The following is a 14,855-nucleotide window of genomic DNA, read 5'->3' on the forward strand; positions in this document are numbered from 1 at the left end:
GCCACGATCGACGCGCGCGGTTTCACGGCGGTTGCATGTCGGCCGCGCCCACGAAACCGGCACCGGGCGCGCGCCCCCGCGAGCGTCGACGCGTGCGCGGATGGTTGGATCGAGACATGCCGGACCCAGTGCGCCTCGACACCCGGGTCCCCACGGGCGCCGACCCGGACACGGTCTACGACGCCTTCACGGGCTGGGTCGCCGACCGTGGGCTGGAGCTCTACCCCCACCAGGACGAGGCGGTCATCGAGGTCCTCGACGGCAACCACGTCATCCTCGCGACCCCGACGGGGTCGGGGAAGTCGCTGGTGGCGATCGGCGCCCACCTGGCGGCGCTCGCGCGCGACGAGGTGAGCTTCTACACCGCGCCGATCAAGGCGCTCGTCAGCGAGAAGTTCTTCGCGCTCATCGAGGTGTTCGGCGCCGACAACGTCGGGATGCTGACCGGGGACGCCGCGGTCAACCCCGACGCGCCCATCATCTGCTGCACCGCGGAGGTGCTCGCCAACATCGCGCTGCGCGAGGGACGCTCGGCCGATGTCGGCCTCGTGGTGATGGACGAGTTCCACTTCTACTCCGAGCACGACCGGGGCTGGGCGTGGCAGGTGCCGCTGCTCGAGCTGGTCGACGCGCAGTTCCTGCTGATGTCGGCGACGCTGGGCGACGTCTCGTTCTTCGTCGAGGACCTCCAGCGGCGCACGGGGCGCGACACCGCGGTCGTCGACGACGCCGAGCGGCCGGTGCCGCTGAGCTTCCGGTGGTCGATGGAGCCGCTCGACGACACCCTCGAGGAGCTCGTCGTCACCGGCCAGGACCCGGTCTACGTCGTCCACTTCACGCAGGCGGCCGCCGTGGAGCACGCGACCAACCTGCTGCGGCGACCGCTGAAGAAGGTGGACAAGGACGCCATCGCCGAGCGCATCGGCGCCTTCCGGTTCGGGGCGGGCTTCGGCAAGACGCTATCGCGGATGGTGCGCAACGGCATCGGGGTGCACCACGCCGGCATGCTGCCGAAGTACCGCCGCCTGGTGGAGACGCTCGCCCAGGCCGGGCTGCTGCGCGTCATCTGCGGCACCGACACGCTCGGCGTCGGGATCAACGTGCCGATCCGCACCGTGCTGTTCACCGGCCTGGCGAAGTTCGACGGCAACCGGCAGCGGGTGCTCCGCACGCGCGAGTTCCAGCAGATCGCCGGCCGCGCCGGGCGGGCGGGCTACGACACCGCCGGCCACGTCGTCGTCCAGGCTCCCGAGCACGTCATCGAGAACGAGCAGGCCAAGGCCAAGTCGGCCGCACGCGTCGCCGCCGGCAAGAAGAAGTCGAAGGCGCAGCTCAAGAAGCCGCCCGAGGGCACGGTCGTGTGGACCGAGCAGACCTTCGACAAGCTGGTGGCCGGGGTGCCGGAGCGGCTGACCAGCCGGATGAAGGTCGACAACTCGATGCTGATCAACGTCCTGACCCGCGAGGAGGACGCGTTCTCGGTGCTCCGGCGGCTCCTCACCGACAACCACGAGGACCGTCGCGGGCAGCTGCGCCTGGCCCGGCGGGCCCTGCGCCTGTCGCGCTCGCTCGTGCGTACGGGGATCGTGACCCGCCTCGACGAGCCCGACGAGCACGGCCGGCGTCACGTGCTCACCGTCGACCTCCCCGACGACTTCGCGCTCAACCAGCCGCTCGCCCACTTCGCGCTGGCCGCCTTCGACGTGCTCGACCCCGAGTCCGAGACCTACGGCCTCGACGTGGTGTCGGTGGTGGAGGCCGTCCTGGAGGCACCGCGCCAGATCCTGATGGCCCAGCAGCACGCCGCCCGCGGCGAGGCCATCGGGGAGATGAAGGCCGACGGCCTGGAGTACGACGAGCGGATGGCGCTGCTGGAGGAGATCACCTGGCCCCAGCCGCTGCGCGAGCTCCTCGAGGCCCTCTACGAGACCTACCGGCAGACCCACCCGTGGCTGCCCGACGACGCACTCGGCCCCAAGTCGATCGTCCGGGAGATGTGGGAGCAGGGGATGGGGTTCACCGACTTCGTCGGTCGCTACCAGCTCGCCCGCTCCGAGGGACTCGTGCTGCGCTACCTCACCGACGCCTACCGGACGCTGCGGCAGACCGTGCCCGAGTCGCACCGCGCCCCCGAGGTGGAGGACGTCATCGAGTGGCTCGGCGAGACCGTGCGCCAGACCGACTCCTCGCTGCTCGACGAGTGGGAGGCGCTGGCCGACCCCGACCACGCCTCCTCGTCCGTCGCGCACCACGAGCCGCCGCCCCCGCCGCGCCCCCTCTCGCGCCAGGAGCGGCCGTTCCGGGTGATGGTGCGCAACGCGATGTGGGCGCGGGTGGACGCGGTCTCCCGCGACGACCTCGACGGTCTCGTACGCCTCGAGCGCGCCGCCGCCGACCGCACCGACCCGCCGCGCGAGGTGGTCGTCGGCCGGTCGGCGTGGGACGCCGCACTGGAGGACTACTACGCCGAGCACGACCGGGTCCTCACCGATGGCGACGCGCGCGGTCCGGACCTGCTGGTCGTGGGGGAGGAGCGCGTCGGCGAGCCCGTCGGCGCCGAGGAGGGCACCACGGCCCGGGTCCGCGACGTACGCCAGACCATCCACGACCCCGAGGGGCACCACGACTGGGTGATCGAGGCGAGGGTGGACTGCGACGCCACCGACAGCGCCGGCGAGCTGGTGATCGCGACCGTGGCGATGAGGCGGCTGTGAGTCCGTCCCCGTGGGCCGCGTAGAGTCCCGCGCGGTGCAGGCCGGGACCGTCTCGGAACTGGTGCGACAACTGTCGACGTGTCGACAAAGTCGCGGGCGTGCGACGTGGTCCAATCGAGCGGTAGGCCCGATGCACGACCCAGCCACGACGAGGCACGAGGAGCAGACATGAGCGGTGCGGGATTCCCCGGTCACGACACGGGCAGCAGTGCCCCGCAGATGCCGCCCCTCGTGCGGACGCCGGTGCCGCACCAGACAGCCCAGCCAGGCCCGACCCCGCGAGACGAGCAGCCCGTGACCCAGCCGATCCCCTTCGAGCGCCCGATCGAGTCGCCCACCGCGACCCTCCAGGCGGAGGAGCCGCTCGGGCCCACCGGTCGCCCGATGCCGGTCTTCCCCGAGCCCCCGGCCCTCACCGAGCACGGCGGCGCCCGCGTCGTCTCGATGTGCAACCAGAAGGGCGGGGTCGGCAAGACCACCACCACGATCAACCTCGGCGCGTCGCTGGCCGAGCTCGGGCGCCGGGTGCTGCTCGTCGACTTCGACCCCCAGGGCTCGCTGTCGGTGGGTCTGGGCCTCAACCCGCACGAGATGGACTTCACCATCTACAACCTGCTGATGGACCGCGAGGTGTCCCTCGACGAGGTCGTCGTGCCCTCCGGCATCGAGGGCATGGACCTGCTGCCGTCCAACATCGACCTGTCCGCGGCCGAGGTGCAGCTGGTGCACGAGGTCGCACGCGAGCAGACCCTGCAGCGCGTGCTCGCCCCCGCGCTCGAGCACTACGACGTCATCCTCATCGACTGCCAGCCCTCGCTCGGGCTGCTCACGGTCAACGCCCTCACCGCCTCCGACGGCGTCATCGTGCCGCTGGAGTGCGAGTACTTCGCGCTGCGCGGCGTCGCGCTGCTCAAGACCACGATCGACAAGGTGCGCGAGCGGCTCAACCCCAAGCTGGAGATCGAGGGGGTGCTCGGCACCATGTTCGACGGGCGCACGCTCCACAGCCGCGAGGTGATGGAGCGCCTGGTCTCGGCGTGGGGCGACAAGGTCTTCCACACCGTCATCCGTCGCACCGTGAAGTTCTCCGACGCCACCGTCGCGGGGGAGCCCATCACGTCCTACGCGTCGTCGTCGACGGGCGCCGACGCCTACCGCCAGCTGGCGAAGGAGGTGCTGTCCCGGTGGCCCGCCGAGTGAGCATGCCGGCCGCGGACGACCTGTTCCGGCCGACCGCCGACCCCGTCGACGCCGCGGGGGCCGAGGCCGACACCCGGCCGCGGCGGGTGCGTGCCGTCGCCGACGAGGCCGAGCCGGCCGGGCCGCGCAAGCCCAGCGGGCGCGTACGCCACGACGAGAAGATGACGGTCTACGTCACCTCCGACGAGCTCCTCGACATCGAGCACGCCCGGCTCACGCTCCGCCGCGAGCACGGCCTCGCCGTCGACCGGGGCCGCCTGGTGCGCGAGGCGCTCGCGCTGGTGCTCGCCGACCTCGAGGGCCAGGGGGCCGACAGCGCGCTGGTGCAGCGGCTGCTGGCCGAGTGAGCGCCGCCCGCCCTGCTGCTCCGGGCGCCGCGCCCGCCGACTCGCTCGAGCCGGGCAGCGAGGCCCCGGCGTTCGCCGTCCGCCTGGACAACTTCGAGGGACCCTTCGACCTGCTGCTCGGGCTGATCGCCAAGCACAAGCTCGACATCACCGAGGTCGCCCTCTCCCAGGTCACCGACGAGTTCATCGCCCACGTCAAGACCCTCGGCGAGCAGTGGGACCTCGAGCAGACCACGTCGTTCCTGGTGGTCGCCGCCACGCTGCTCGACCTCAAGGCGGCCCGGCTGCTGCCGCAGGGCGACGTGGAGGACGAGGAGGACCTCGCGCTGCTCGAGGCGCGCGACCTGCTCTTCGCCCGGCTCATGCAGTATCGGGCGTTCAAGCAGGTGGCCACGGTCATGGAGGACCGGCTGGCCTCGGAGTCGCGCCGCCACCCGCGCGCGGTCGGCCTGGAGGAGCGCTTCGCCACCCTGCTGCCCGACGTGCTGATCGGCATCGGGCTCGAGGAGTTCGCCCGGCTGGCGGCGCGGGCGATGGAGCCCAAGCCGGTGCTCGAGGTGTCGCTGCAGCACATCCACGCCGCCAAGGTCAGCGTGCGCGAGCAGGCCCAGCTGGTCGTCGACCGGCTGCGGCGCGGCGGCACGATGACGTTCCGCGCGCTCTGCGGCGACTCCCCGGACCGGCTCACGACGGTGGCCCGCTTCCTGTCGCTCCTGGAGCTGTTCCGCGAGGGCGCGGTGTCGTTCGACCAGGTCACCCCGCTCGGCGAGCTGACGGTGCGCTGGACGGGCGCCGAGGACGGCGACGTCGAGATCCACGACGAGTTCGACGGCGCCCCGTCGGACGACGATGATGTACCGCTGCCGGCTCCCGCCGGTGTGCGCGAGGAGGACCAGTGAGCGAGCAGCCCGACAGCAGCCCGGCCGAGGCGGGGGAGTCCGTCGACCAGGAGCTCGACGTCGAGACCCTCGCCGTCCCCGTCGCCGAGCTGCGTCCCGCGCTCGAGGCCATCCTGATGGTCTCCGACGAGCCGCTCGGCACGGTGCGGCTCGCCTCGGTGGTGGGGCACCCCGTCGAGGAGGTCGAGTCGGCGCTCGACGCTCTCGTCCGTGAGTACGCCGAGCAGGGCCGCGGCTTCGAGCTGCGGTCGGTGGCCGGCGGATGGCGCTTCTACTCGCGCCCGGAGTTCGCCGGCGTCGTCGAGGCGTTCGTCCTGGAGGGGCAGCAGGCGCGGCTGACCCGGGCCGCGCTGGAGACCCTGTCGGTGGTCGCCTACAAGCAGCCGGTGTCGCGGGCGCGGGTCTCCGCCATCCGCGGCGTCAACGTCGACGGCGTGATGCGCACCCTGCTCACCCGCGGACTGGTCGAGGAGGCCGGGCAGGACGAGCAGAGCGGCGCCAACCTCTACCGCACCACCTCCTACTTCCTCGAGCGCATCGGCATCACCTCCCTCGACGAGCTGCCCGAGCTCGCCCCCTACCTGCCCGACATGGACGACCTGGAGGACGAGCTCGCCAGCGTCGCCGGCCTCGACGCCGCGCCCGAGCCGACGCCGGAGCCGTCCCCCGAAACGTCCTCCGAGCCGTCGCCCGAGCCCGACGACTCTCCCGCCCGGCACCCCTCGCCCCACTCCGGGTCGGGCACCGAGCCCGACGGCGGGACGGAGGTCTCATGACCACCTCCCGCCCTCACTCCCGGCCCCACCCGCACCCCCACCGCTCGCCCAGGGACCCCGCATGAAGCCGCACGACGCGCCCGACAACGACCAGCCCGCCTCGCAGCGCCCCGAGACCGACGAGGACGGCCTCATCCGGCTGCAGAAGCTGCTCGCGAAGTCGGGGGTGGCCAGCCGCCGCAAGTGCGAGGAGCTGATGCTCGACGGCCTCGTCGAGGTCGACGGCGAGGTGGTCACCCGCCTCGGCACCAAGGTCGACCCCCGCACGGCGGTGATCCGCGTCGACGGCAAGCGGCTGCCGCCGATCAGCGACAAGGTCTACCTGGTGCTCAACAAGCCCCGGCGCGTCGTGTCGACGATGTCCGACCCCGAGGGCCGGCCGACGCTCGGCGACCTGGTGGCCGACCGGCCCGAGCGGCTCTTCCACGTGGGGCGCCTCGACACCGACACCGAGGGCCTGATCATCCTCACCAACGACGGCGACTTCGCCCAGCTGCTGGCGCACCCCTCCCACCAGGTCGACAAGACCTACGTCGCGGAGGTCGACGGCGAGGTGCACGTCCGCACCATCCGCGAGCTGCTCGCTGGCGTGACCCTCGACGACGGCCCGGTCACCGTCACCCACGCACGGGTGCTCGGCGGTGACCCGCGGCGCGAGGGCAGCAACCGTTCGATCGTGGAGCTCACCATCCACGAGGGCCGCAACCGCATCGTGCGGCGGCTGCTCGCACACCTCGGGCACCCGGTCCGCCGGCTCACCCGCACCCAGATCGGACCGCTGACCCTGGCGCGGCTGCGGCCGGGCGCGATGCGCGAGCTCACCGTGGCCGAGCTGGGCGAGCTGATGGACAGCGCGCAGCTCTGACTGGGTGTGTCCCTGTCGGCGACGTCAGCGACCGGATCCACCGATGAGCAACAAAGGGTTTGCCTACGGTTGGGGCGGCCGCGGAAACTCGGGCGATGCGAATCGCCCAGCCCTCGGCCACGCAGCTGGCTTCCGCGGCGACACTGAGCGTTCCTGCCGAGACCGGCCTCTCGGCCGACGAGGTGGCAACAGAGATCGCGGCGGGCCGTATCCGGCCCGAGTGGTCCGTCCTGGCGATCGACGAGTCTGGCGCGGTCATCGGGCGAGCGATGTGGTGGGGCCGGGACACGACCGTGCCGATCGCGTTGGACGTGTGGGACGTTCATGCGCAGGTGCCCGACCGCGGCAGCCTGGCCAGGGCTCTTCTCGATGCGGGACACGAGGCCCTGTCACGTCGAGGGGTGGCCGTCCCGCTGCCGCACACGATGCGACTGCCGAACGACTGGCGCGACCATGCGACCGTGGCCGCCGAGATGCACCTGAAGACTCGTGCCGCTGCTGCAGCGGGCATGACGCGGGTCAACGAGCGACTCCAGTTCCAGTGGGACGCGGATCGACCGTTGCCGCCAGCACTCGGCTCGCTCGTGTTCGCGCCGGCCGACGACGACACGTTCGTACGACTGTTCGCCGCCGCTGCGGAGGGCTCGCTGGACGTCATGACCCGCCGCGAGCTCGAGTCCAGCAGCCCCGACGAGCTGGCCCGTGCCGAGATCGACTACTACCGAGCCTGCCCCGGGGAACGCTCCTGGTGGCACACGGCCGCCACGACTGACCGCACCGTCGTCGGTGTCGCCATCCCGTCAGCGACCCCGACGAACCGCAACGTCGGATACCTCGCCGTGCTCCCAGAGCACCGAGGTCGGGGGTACGTGGACGAGATCCTCGCGTTCATCACCCGCTTCCACGCCGAGCAGGGCGCCCCTCGCGTCACCGCGACCACGGATGCCGCCAACGCGCCCATGGTTGCGGCCTTCCGCCGCGCCGGCTTTCGTTGCACCGAGACGCGCATCGAGCTTGAGGCCCCCTGAAACGAGGGTCACGCACCCGGGCGCATGCCGCGATGAGGGCACGCGTCTGCCGATGAGCGGGACGTCCTGCGACACCGTGGATGGGTACGTTCTGGACCGTGGACTGGTCCGCAGGCCCCAGCAGGTCCCACCGCTCGTCGGTCAGGTCACTCGGGCTCGGGCACGGCATCCCCGGCACGGTGTCCACGCATCTCGCCCAGCCGATGGGCCACACCCAGTGAGACTCGGCGCCGCTAGGCTCACCGTGTGGCAGTGAGAGCAGTACGTGGTGCGACCCAGCTCGACGAGGACACCCGCGAGCACATGCTCGACCGGGTGGCCGAGCTGGTGACCGACGTGATGGAGGCCAATGGCCTCGAGGTCGACGACTTCATCTCGATCATCTTCACCGCGACCAGCGACCTCACCAGCGAGTTCCCGGCCTATGCCGCGCGCCAGCTCGGCTTCTCCGACGTCCCGCTGGTGTGCGCCCGCGAGCTGGAGATCGAGGGCTCGATGCCGCGGGTCGTGCGCCTGATGGCGCACGTCGAGACCGACCTGCCGCGTGCCGAGATCACCCACGCCTACCTCCACGGTGCGGCGCACCTGCGTCGCGACCTGGCGCGGACCACCAGCCATGGCTGACGGCGACCTGCCGGCCCTGACCGGGCCGGTCGAGGTCGTCGGCGCCGGGCTCATCGGCACGTCGATCGCGCTCGTGTGCAGCCGGCTCGGGATCGAGGTGGCGCTGCGCGACACCTCCGAGGAGCACCTGCGCACCGCCCACGGCCTCGGCGCCGGACGCCCGGCGACCGCTGCCGACCGTCCGCAGCTGGTCGTGGTGGCCGTGCCACCGGCCCTGGTCGGCGACGCCGTCGTCGAGGCGCTCCGCCGCACCGACGCCGTGGTCACCGACGTGGGCAGCGTGAAGGCGGCCCCGCTCGAGGCGGTCGCGGCCCGCGTCGGCCCCGCCGAGCTGGGGCGCTACGTCGGCTCCCACCCGATGGCCGGCAGCGAGCGCTCCGGCCCCCTGGCTGCCAGTGCCGCGCTCTTCGACGGCCGCCCGTGGGCGGTCACACCCCACCCCCACGCCCGACCGGAGGCGGTGGGGCTCGTCGAGGCGCTGGTGCTCGAGTGCGGTGCCGCGCCGCTGGTGATGGAGCCGGTCGAGCACGACCGCGCGGTCGCCCGGATCTCCCACCTGCCCCACCTCGCCGCGGTGCTGGTCGCCGGGCGGCTGGCCGCCGCCCCCGCCGAGCACCTCGCCCTGTCGGGCCAGGGAGTGCGCGACGTCACCCGGGTCGCCGCCAGCGACCCGGCGTTGTGGCAGCAGATCCTCGAGGCCAACTCCGAGGCGGTGCTCGACCTGCTGGCCGAGGTCCGCGCCGACCTCGACGCGCTGATGGCGGCGGTCGCCTCGGACGCCGACGACGACCTCGCCGACATCCTCACCCGCGGCAACGCCGGCACCGCCGCGATCCCGGGCAAGCACGGCGGCCCGGCGCGGCCGACCCGCTCGGTCTTCGTGGCCGTGCCCGACAACCCGGGCGAGCTGGCCCGTCTCTTCGGCGACGCCGGCGAGATCGGCGTCAACATCGAGGACGTCCGCATCGACCACGACCCGGCCCGACCGGTCGGCCTCACCGAGCTCGTGGTCGAGCGCGACAGCGCCGAGCGCCTGCTGGCCGCTCTCGAATCCCGCGGCTGGACGACCCACCGGTAGCCTTCTCGCCCGTGAGCAGCGCCAGCACCCTCCCCTCCAGGTCCCTCGTCATCGCCGTCGACGGCACCTCCGGATCCGGGAAGTCGAGCACGTCTCGCGGCGTGGCCCGACGTCTCGGCCTGCGCTACCTCGACACCGGCGCCATGTTCCGCGCGATGACCTGGTGGCTGCTGCGCGAAGGCGTCGACGTACGCGACCAGGCGGCGGTCGCGGCCGCCGCCGGGCGTCCCACCATCGAGTCCGGCACCGACCCGCTCGCCCCGACCATCACCGTCGACGGCACCGACGTCTCCGTCGAGATCCGCGGCGAGGACGTCACGGCCGCGGTCAGCCCGGTCAGTGCCGTGCCCGAGGTCCGGGCTCGCCTGCTCGAGCTCCAGCGCGAGGTGATCGGCGCGGGCGGCATCGTGGTCGAGGGACGTGACATCGGCTCGGTCGTCTGGCCGCAGGCCGAGGTCAAGGTCTACCTCAGCGCCGACCCCGACGCCCGGGCCCAGCGGCGCGCGGCCGAGCAGGGCGGCAGCGACGTCGCCAGCACCCAGCAGTCGCTGCTCGAGCGCGACCGCATCGACTCCGGTCGCGCCACCGCGCCGCTCACGGTGGCCGAGGGTGCCGTGCACGTCGACAGCACCCACCTGACGCTCGCCGAGGTCATCGACCGCATCGTCGAGCTGGCCGCGGAGGTCCGGCCCGCGTGACCCGCGCGGAGCTGCCGACCAGCGCGGAGGAGCACCCCGCGACCCGGGTGCTGCAGCGGGTGCGTCCCGTGGCGGCACGGCTGGTGCGGGCGCGGTGGCCCGCGACGGTGCACCACGCGGACCGGGTGCCGGCGTCGGGCGGCGTGATCCTGGCCGCCAACCACGTCGGGATCATCGACGGGCCGCTGCTCGCCACCTTCTCGCCGCGCCCCGTGCACGCCCTGACCAAGCGCGAGATGTTCGCGGGCCGGCTCGGGCGCTTCCTGCGCGCCTCCGGACAGATCCCGCTCGACCGGTTCCACGCCGATCCCGGCGCGATCCGAGCCTGCCTGCGGGTCGTGCGCGACGGGGGAGTGGCCGGCATCTTCCCCGAGGGCACCCGTGGCGACGGGGAGCTGCACCGCTTCCACCACGGTGCGGCCTACCTGGCCCTCGTCACCGGCGCCCCGGTGGTGCCGGTCACGATGATCGGCACCCGGCCGCCGGGCGGCGGCGCCAACGCGCTCCCCGGGCGCGGCGACACCATCGACATCGTGTTCGGGCAGGCGTGGCGGACGACACAGCAGCCGTGGCCGCGTACGCGGGAACAGGTGCGGGCCACCTCGGTGTTGCTCCGGGGGCACATGCTGTCCGAGCTGGCCGCCGCGCTCGCCGAGACGCGCCGATCCTTGCCCGGGCCCCTTCCTGCGGGACAATCCGAGGACGACCCCGACACCGGGCTCGTCGAGCCACCCAGAGAGCTGTGATCACCCATGACTGACTACGACGCCGACGTCGAGTCCGCGTCGACCCCGGGGTCCGTCCCCGGGACCGATGCCACCGGCCCGACCCCCGTCCTGGCCGTCGTCGGGCGACCCAACGTGGGCAAGTCCACCCTCGTCAACCGGATCATCGGTCGCCGCGAGGCCGTCGTGGAGGATCGTCCGGGCGTGACCCGCGACCGCGTCTCCTACGACGCCCACTGGAACGGGCGCGCCTTCACCGTCGTCGACACCGGCGGCTGGGACCCCGACGCCCGCGGCCTCGCCGAGCGCATCGCCGGGCAGGCCGAGGTGGCGGTGTCGCTGGCCGACGCCGTCCTCTTCGTCGTCGACGCGACCGTCGGCATCACCGACGCCGACGAGGCGGTCGTGCGGATCCTCCGCAAGTCGGGCAAGCCTGTCGTGCTCGCGGCCAACAAGGTCGACGACCAGCGCACCGAGGCCGAGGCCTACGGCCTGTGGAACCTCGGCCTGGGCGAGCCCTTCTCGGTCTCCGCGCTGCACGGGCGCGGGTCGGGCGACATGCTCGACGCGATCCTCGCGGCGCTGCCCGAGACCCCGGAGGAGGTCTTCGACGAGGTCGGCGGTCCCCGCCGCATCGCGATCGTCGGCAAGCCCAACGTCGGCAAGTCCTCGTTGCTCAACATGCTCGCCAAGGAGGACCGCGTCGTCGTCGACAACGTCGCCGGCACCACCGTCGACCCCGTCGACGAGCTGATCACCCTCGGCGACCGGACCTGGCGGTTCATCGACACCGCGGGCATCCGCAAGCGCGTCAACCAGGCGTCCGGCCACGAGTACTACGCCTCCCTGCGCACGACGACCGCCATCGACCGCGCCGAGGTGGCGGTGCTGGTGCTCGACGCCAGCCAGACGGTGTCCGAGCAGGACATGCGCATCATCCAGACGATCCGCGACGCCGGCCGGGCGATGGTCATCGCCTTCAACAAGTGGGACCTCGTCGACGAGGAGCGTCGCCACTACCTCGAGCGCGAGATCGAGCGCGACCTCGTGCAGGTGCGGTGGGCGCCACGCATCAACTTCACCGCCCGCACCGGCTGGCACGTCGACCGGCTGGTGCCGGCCATCGACAAGGCGCTCGAGGGCTGGGAGACGCGCATCGGCACCGGGGCGCTCAACACGTTCCTGGGCCGGCTCATCGCCGAGCACCCGCACCCCGTGCGCAGCGGCAAGCAGCCCAAGATCCTCTTCGCCACCCAGCCGTCGACCGCGCCGCCCACGTTCGTGCTGTTCACGAGCGGTCGGCTCGACGCAGCCTACGAGCGGTTCGTCGAGCGGCGCCTGCGCGAGGAGTTCGGCTTCGTCGGCACGCCGATCGTGATCAACCAGAAGCCGCGCGAGAAGCGCAAGCGCTGACGCCGGGTGCGGGTCAGGGGTCGAGCCCCTGCGCCCGCAGCCAGTCCATCGGGTCGACCGCGCCGTCGGGTGTCCGCACCTCCAGGTGCAGGTGCGGGCCGGTGGAGTTGCCGGTCGAGCCGACGCTGCCGATGACGTCCGCGACGTCGACCTGCTGGCCGGTCGAGACCGACGCCTCGCTCTGGTGGCAGTACCAGACCTCGGTGCCGTCGGGGAGGGTGAGGATCGTGCGCAGCCCGTAGGGCCCGGCGTCCGCCACCTCGGTGACCACGGCGGCGGCGACCGCGACGACCGGCTCCCCGGCGTACGCGCCGAAGTCCTGCCCGTCGTGCTGGGCCTCCCACAACGGGCCGGTCAGGCCGAAGCCGGCCGAGACGTCGTACGACGCCAGCGGGAGCACGGCCCGCACGGCGCCCGGGTCGCCGTGGTAGCCGTAGTCGGCCAGGACTGCGCGGCGTCCGACGAGGGCCCGGTCTCGCGCGTCGGCGCGTCGGTTGAGCGCCGTCAGGGTCTGCTCGCGCTCGGCGAGCTGGTCGGCCAGCGCGACGGCCTCGGCCAGCGCCTGCGCGTGCGCACCGTCCTCGTGGACGGCAGTCTCGGGTGCCGCGTACGCCCCGGGCGCGGTGAGGCCCAGCCCGACGAGTGCCGCGAGTGCGGCGATCGTCGGAGCAAGGCGTGGCAGTGCTGGCATCGGAACCCCCCACAGGTCGAGGGTCCATGCTCACCGCCGCCGGGGCACGCCGGTGGGGGTTCGGCGACAAATGGCCCAGTCGGGCCAGGCGCCGTGCCGCGAACGGGCGGGTCGATTCCGTGGCGGCCGAGGGGCTGCGGTAGTGTTCCCCACGCTTCGCAGGCTTCGCGCCGGAGGCACTCGGGCTGTGGCGCAGCTTGGTAGCGCACTTGACTGGGGGTCAAGGGGTCGCAGGTTCAAATCCTGTCAGCCCGACCGAGAAGTAGCCCCTGACCAGCGGAAACGCTGATCAGGGGCTACTTGCGTTTCGAGCCAAATCGCCTCGTGCCACGTTCATGTCCCGAAAACTCTGTCGCATGACCGGCTTTGCCTCGGTCTGGGGAGCCCTGCGGACGTTCGTTCCTGGAGTGGTCATCGGGCGTAGTCCGCAGGCTCACTCGCTCGGCGGGGTCGTCGTCTTCCGGCCGGCGAAGCTCTGCAGAAGGTGCGTCACGTCGGGCGCTGACCGGTCCCTTTCGATGTAGTACTCCTTGGTGATCACGGAGGAGGAGTGTCCTAGGACGCGGGCCGCGGTGTCGGGAGAGTGCGGCGACCTGATCGATCGTCCACAGCTCTCCGGCACCGCCGCCAGCCTGGCGAGGAACAGTTCTGGTGCGCGCGTGTGCCGCTCGCCGAGCGGGAGTGGCCCTATTTCCGCTGTCGTAGGTTCCCCATAGCGACGGCGTCGCACACGTCCCGCCAGGTCGAGTCACCTGATGCGGCCTTGTCGATCAGGAAGATCATCGCAAGTCCGTCCGTCCGTGCGCTCGCAGTGCTGGCACGGCCCCCGACGACGCAGCCAGTAGCAGTACGTGGCCACCCCCAACCCGACCGCCCAGAACAGCCAGATCAGGCTGGGGGCCCAGGTGCTCCAGTTCTCGGCTGAGAACCCGTCGTTGACCCGGGGGTTGAGGAACATGACCGACGCTGCGGGAATTGTCACCGTGACGGTGGCTGCCGGGATGACCGCCAGCATTACCGGGACTCTTCTGCGGGCGAGTCGCGGCACCCAGCTCGGGAACCGCTCTCCCCACGCGGCGATCAGTCCGTGCGTGAGCATCGCCCCTCCCGTCGAGACCAGCCCGAGCACCAGCCCGATGGCGAGCAGGCCGGGGGTCGCCGCGAGGCTGTCGTACAACGGGTCGGACAGGCCTAGCGGCCAGCCGAGGAACCAGGCGAGCCGGGTGATGTCGTACGGGACCGTCGACAGCACTGCCACCCAGACCCCTGCCCTGCCCCAGCGCAGTAACCGTTCGGTCGTGGGCTCTGGCCGGAGCCCACCGCGCCCGCAACGACTGCACGCCCCCTGGGTACGGCGGTAGTGGCCGAGCGTCGCTCCCGCCCACAGCAACCCTCCGACGAAGATCAGCAGCACGTTCACTCGGTGCCAATACAGGATGTCGCCGATGCCGTCCTGCGCGCCGGGGACTCCGGTGAAGGCGAACACCAGCATCGCCGGCCACATCACCAGCGTGGTGAGTGGCGTGTAGTCCGACATTACGCCGGCGAACAGCACGGCAGCGCCGGCGCCGTACCCGGTTGCGGCGCGACGCAGTGCCGGGCCGACGTGCTCTTGGAGCATGACGAAGCCGCTGGCGACGCCGACCACGCCGAGCACCAGGAACAGGGGGCCCATGACGTGCGGCGGCGCCCCCTCGAAGAGCGAGGCGCTCGAGCGGTCTTCGTGGACGGTCGCGAACGGGTACCACTGCCAGCCGGCCCACCACACTGCCCCGAATGTCGCGAACACCGCCGACC

General features: G+C 72.3%; 14 protein-coding genes and 1 tRNA gene. 13 read left to right on the forward strand and 2 right to left on the reverse strand.

Annotated elements, in window-relative coordinates:
* Positions 1 to 116 precede the first annotated feature (116 nt).
* The 12 genes from AC54T2_RS18645 (at position 117) to der (ending at position 12,367) form a co-directional block, all read left to right on the forward strand.
* A complete protein-coding gene (locus AC54T2_RS18645; RefSeq protein WP_489976878.1) occupies positions 117 to 2,714 on the forward strand; it encodes a DUF3516 domain-containing protein in 2,598 nt (865 codons plus the stop codon).
* Positions 2,715 to 3,008: 294 nt separating this feature from the next.
* Positions 3,009 to 3,914, forward strand: a complete 906-nt coding sequence (locus AC54T2_RS18650) for a ParA family protein (RefSeq protein WP_496666924.1) — start codon at positions 3,009 to 3,011, stop codon at positions 3,912 to 3,914.
* Positions 3,899 to 4,261, forward strand: a complete 363-nt coding sequence (locus AC54T2_RS18655) for a hypothetical protein (protein ID WP_241005097.1) — start codon at positions 3,899 to 3,901, stop codon at positions 4,259 to 4,261. The genes AC54T2_RS18650 and AC54T2_RS18655 overlap by 16 nt, the downstream gene beginning before the upstream one ends.
* Positions 4,258 to 5,160: a segregation and condensation protein A gene (locus AC54T2_RS18660; RefSeq protein WP_186342268.1), complete on the forward strand. Its 903-nt coding sequence runs from the start codon at positions 4,258 to 4,260 to the stop codon at positions 5,158 to 5,160. Before AC54T2_RS18655 ends, AC54T2_RS18660 begins: the two co-directional genes overlap by 4 nt.
* The gene (gene scpB, locus AC54T2_RS18665; RefSeq protein WP_186342267.1) at positions 5,157 to 5,936 is read left to right on the forward strand and encodes an SMC-Scp complex subunit ScpB; all 780 of its coding nucleotides are present in this window, start codon (positions 5,157 to 5,159) and stop codon (positions 5,934 to 5,936) included. Before AC54T2_RS18660 ends, scpB begins: the two co-directional genes overlap by 4 nt.
* A gap of 61 nt (positions 5,937 to 5,997) precedes the next feature.
* Entirely contained in the window at positions 5,998 to 6,801 is an 804-nt protein-coding gene (locus AC54T2_RS18670; protein WP_496666925.1) for a pseudouridine synthase, read from the forward strand.
* Positions 6,802 to 6,896: 95 nt separating this feature from the next.
* Positions 6,897 to 7,829 carry a GNAT family N-acetyltransferase gene (locus AC54T2_RS18675; protein ID WP_496666926.1) on the forward strand — a complete coding sequence of 311 codons (933 nt, stop codon included), beginning with the start codon at positions 6,897 to 6,899 and terminating at the stop codon, positions 7,827 to 7,829.
* Positions 7,830 to 8,081: 252 nt separating this feature from the next.
* The gene (aroH, locus tag AC54T2_RS18680) at positions 8,082 to 8,453 is read left to right on the forward strand and encodes a chorismate mutase (RefSeq protein WP_241005096.1); all 372 of its coding nucleotides are present in this window, start codon (positions 8,082 to 8,084) and stop codon (positions 8,451 to 8,453) included.
* On the forward strand, positions 8,446 to 9,531 hold the full coding sequence (locus AC54T2_RS18685; protein WP_496666927.1) for a prephenate dehydrogenase: 1,086 nt from the start codon (positions 8,446 to 8,448) through the stop codon (positions 9,529 to 9,531). Before aroH ends, AC54T2_RS18685 begins: the two co-directional genes overlap by 8 nt.
* A gap of 11 nt (positions 9,532 to 9,542) precedes the next feature.
* Complete coding sequence (gene cmk / locus AC54T2_RS18690; protein WP_186342262.1) at positions 9,543 to 10,229, forward strand: (d)CMP kinase; 687 nt, start codon at positions 9,543 to 9,545, stop codon at positions 10,227 to 10,229.
* The gene (locus AC54T2_RS18695) at positions 10,226 to 10,975 is read left to right on the forward strand and encodes a lysophospholipid acyltransferase family protein (protein WP_496666928.1); all 750 of its coding nucleotides are present in this window, start codon (positions 10,226 to 10,228) and stop codon (positions 10,973 to 10,975) included. Before cmk ends, AC54T2_RS18695 begins: the two co-directional genes overlap by 4 nt.
* A 6-nt stretch (positions 10,976 to 10,981) precedes the next feature.
* Positions 10,982 to 12,367, forward strand: coding sequence for a ribosome biogenesis GTPase Der (gene der, locus AC54T2_RS18700; protein WP_186342260.1), 1,386 nt, complete (start codon positions 10,982 to 10,984; stop codon positions 12,365 to 12,367).
* A 13-nt stretch (positions 12,368 to 12,380) separates the two neighbouring features.
* Here the strand turns inward: der and AC54T2_RS18705 are convergent, their stop codons facing one another.
* Positions 12,381 to 13,058, reverse strand: coding sequence for a M23 family metallopeptidase (locus AC54T2_RS18705; RefSeq protein ID WP_496666929.1), 678 nt, complete (start codon positions 13,056 to 13,058; stop codon positions 12,381 to 12,383).
* 181 nt (positions 13,059 to 13,239) lie between these two features.
* On the opposite strand from AC54T2_RS18705, the gene AC54T2_RS18710 reads away from it, so the two are divergent.
* Positions 13,240 to 13,313 (forward strand) — tRNA-Pro (locus tag AC54T2_RS18710).
* Positions 13,314 to 13,806: 493 nt separating this feature from the next.
* Here the strand turns inward: AC54T2_RS18710 and AC54T2_RS18715 are convergent.
* The gene (locus AC54T2_RS18715) at positions 13,807 to 14,847 is read right to left on the reverse strand and encodes an NYN domain-containing protein (protein WP_186342248.1); all 1,041 of its coding nucleotides are present in this window, start codon (positions 14,845 to 14,847) and stop codon (positions 13,807 to 13,809) included.
* Positions 14,848 to 14,855 lie beyond the last annotated feature (8 nt).

This window comes from Nocardioides sp. Z35_8, assembly GCF_059621125.1.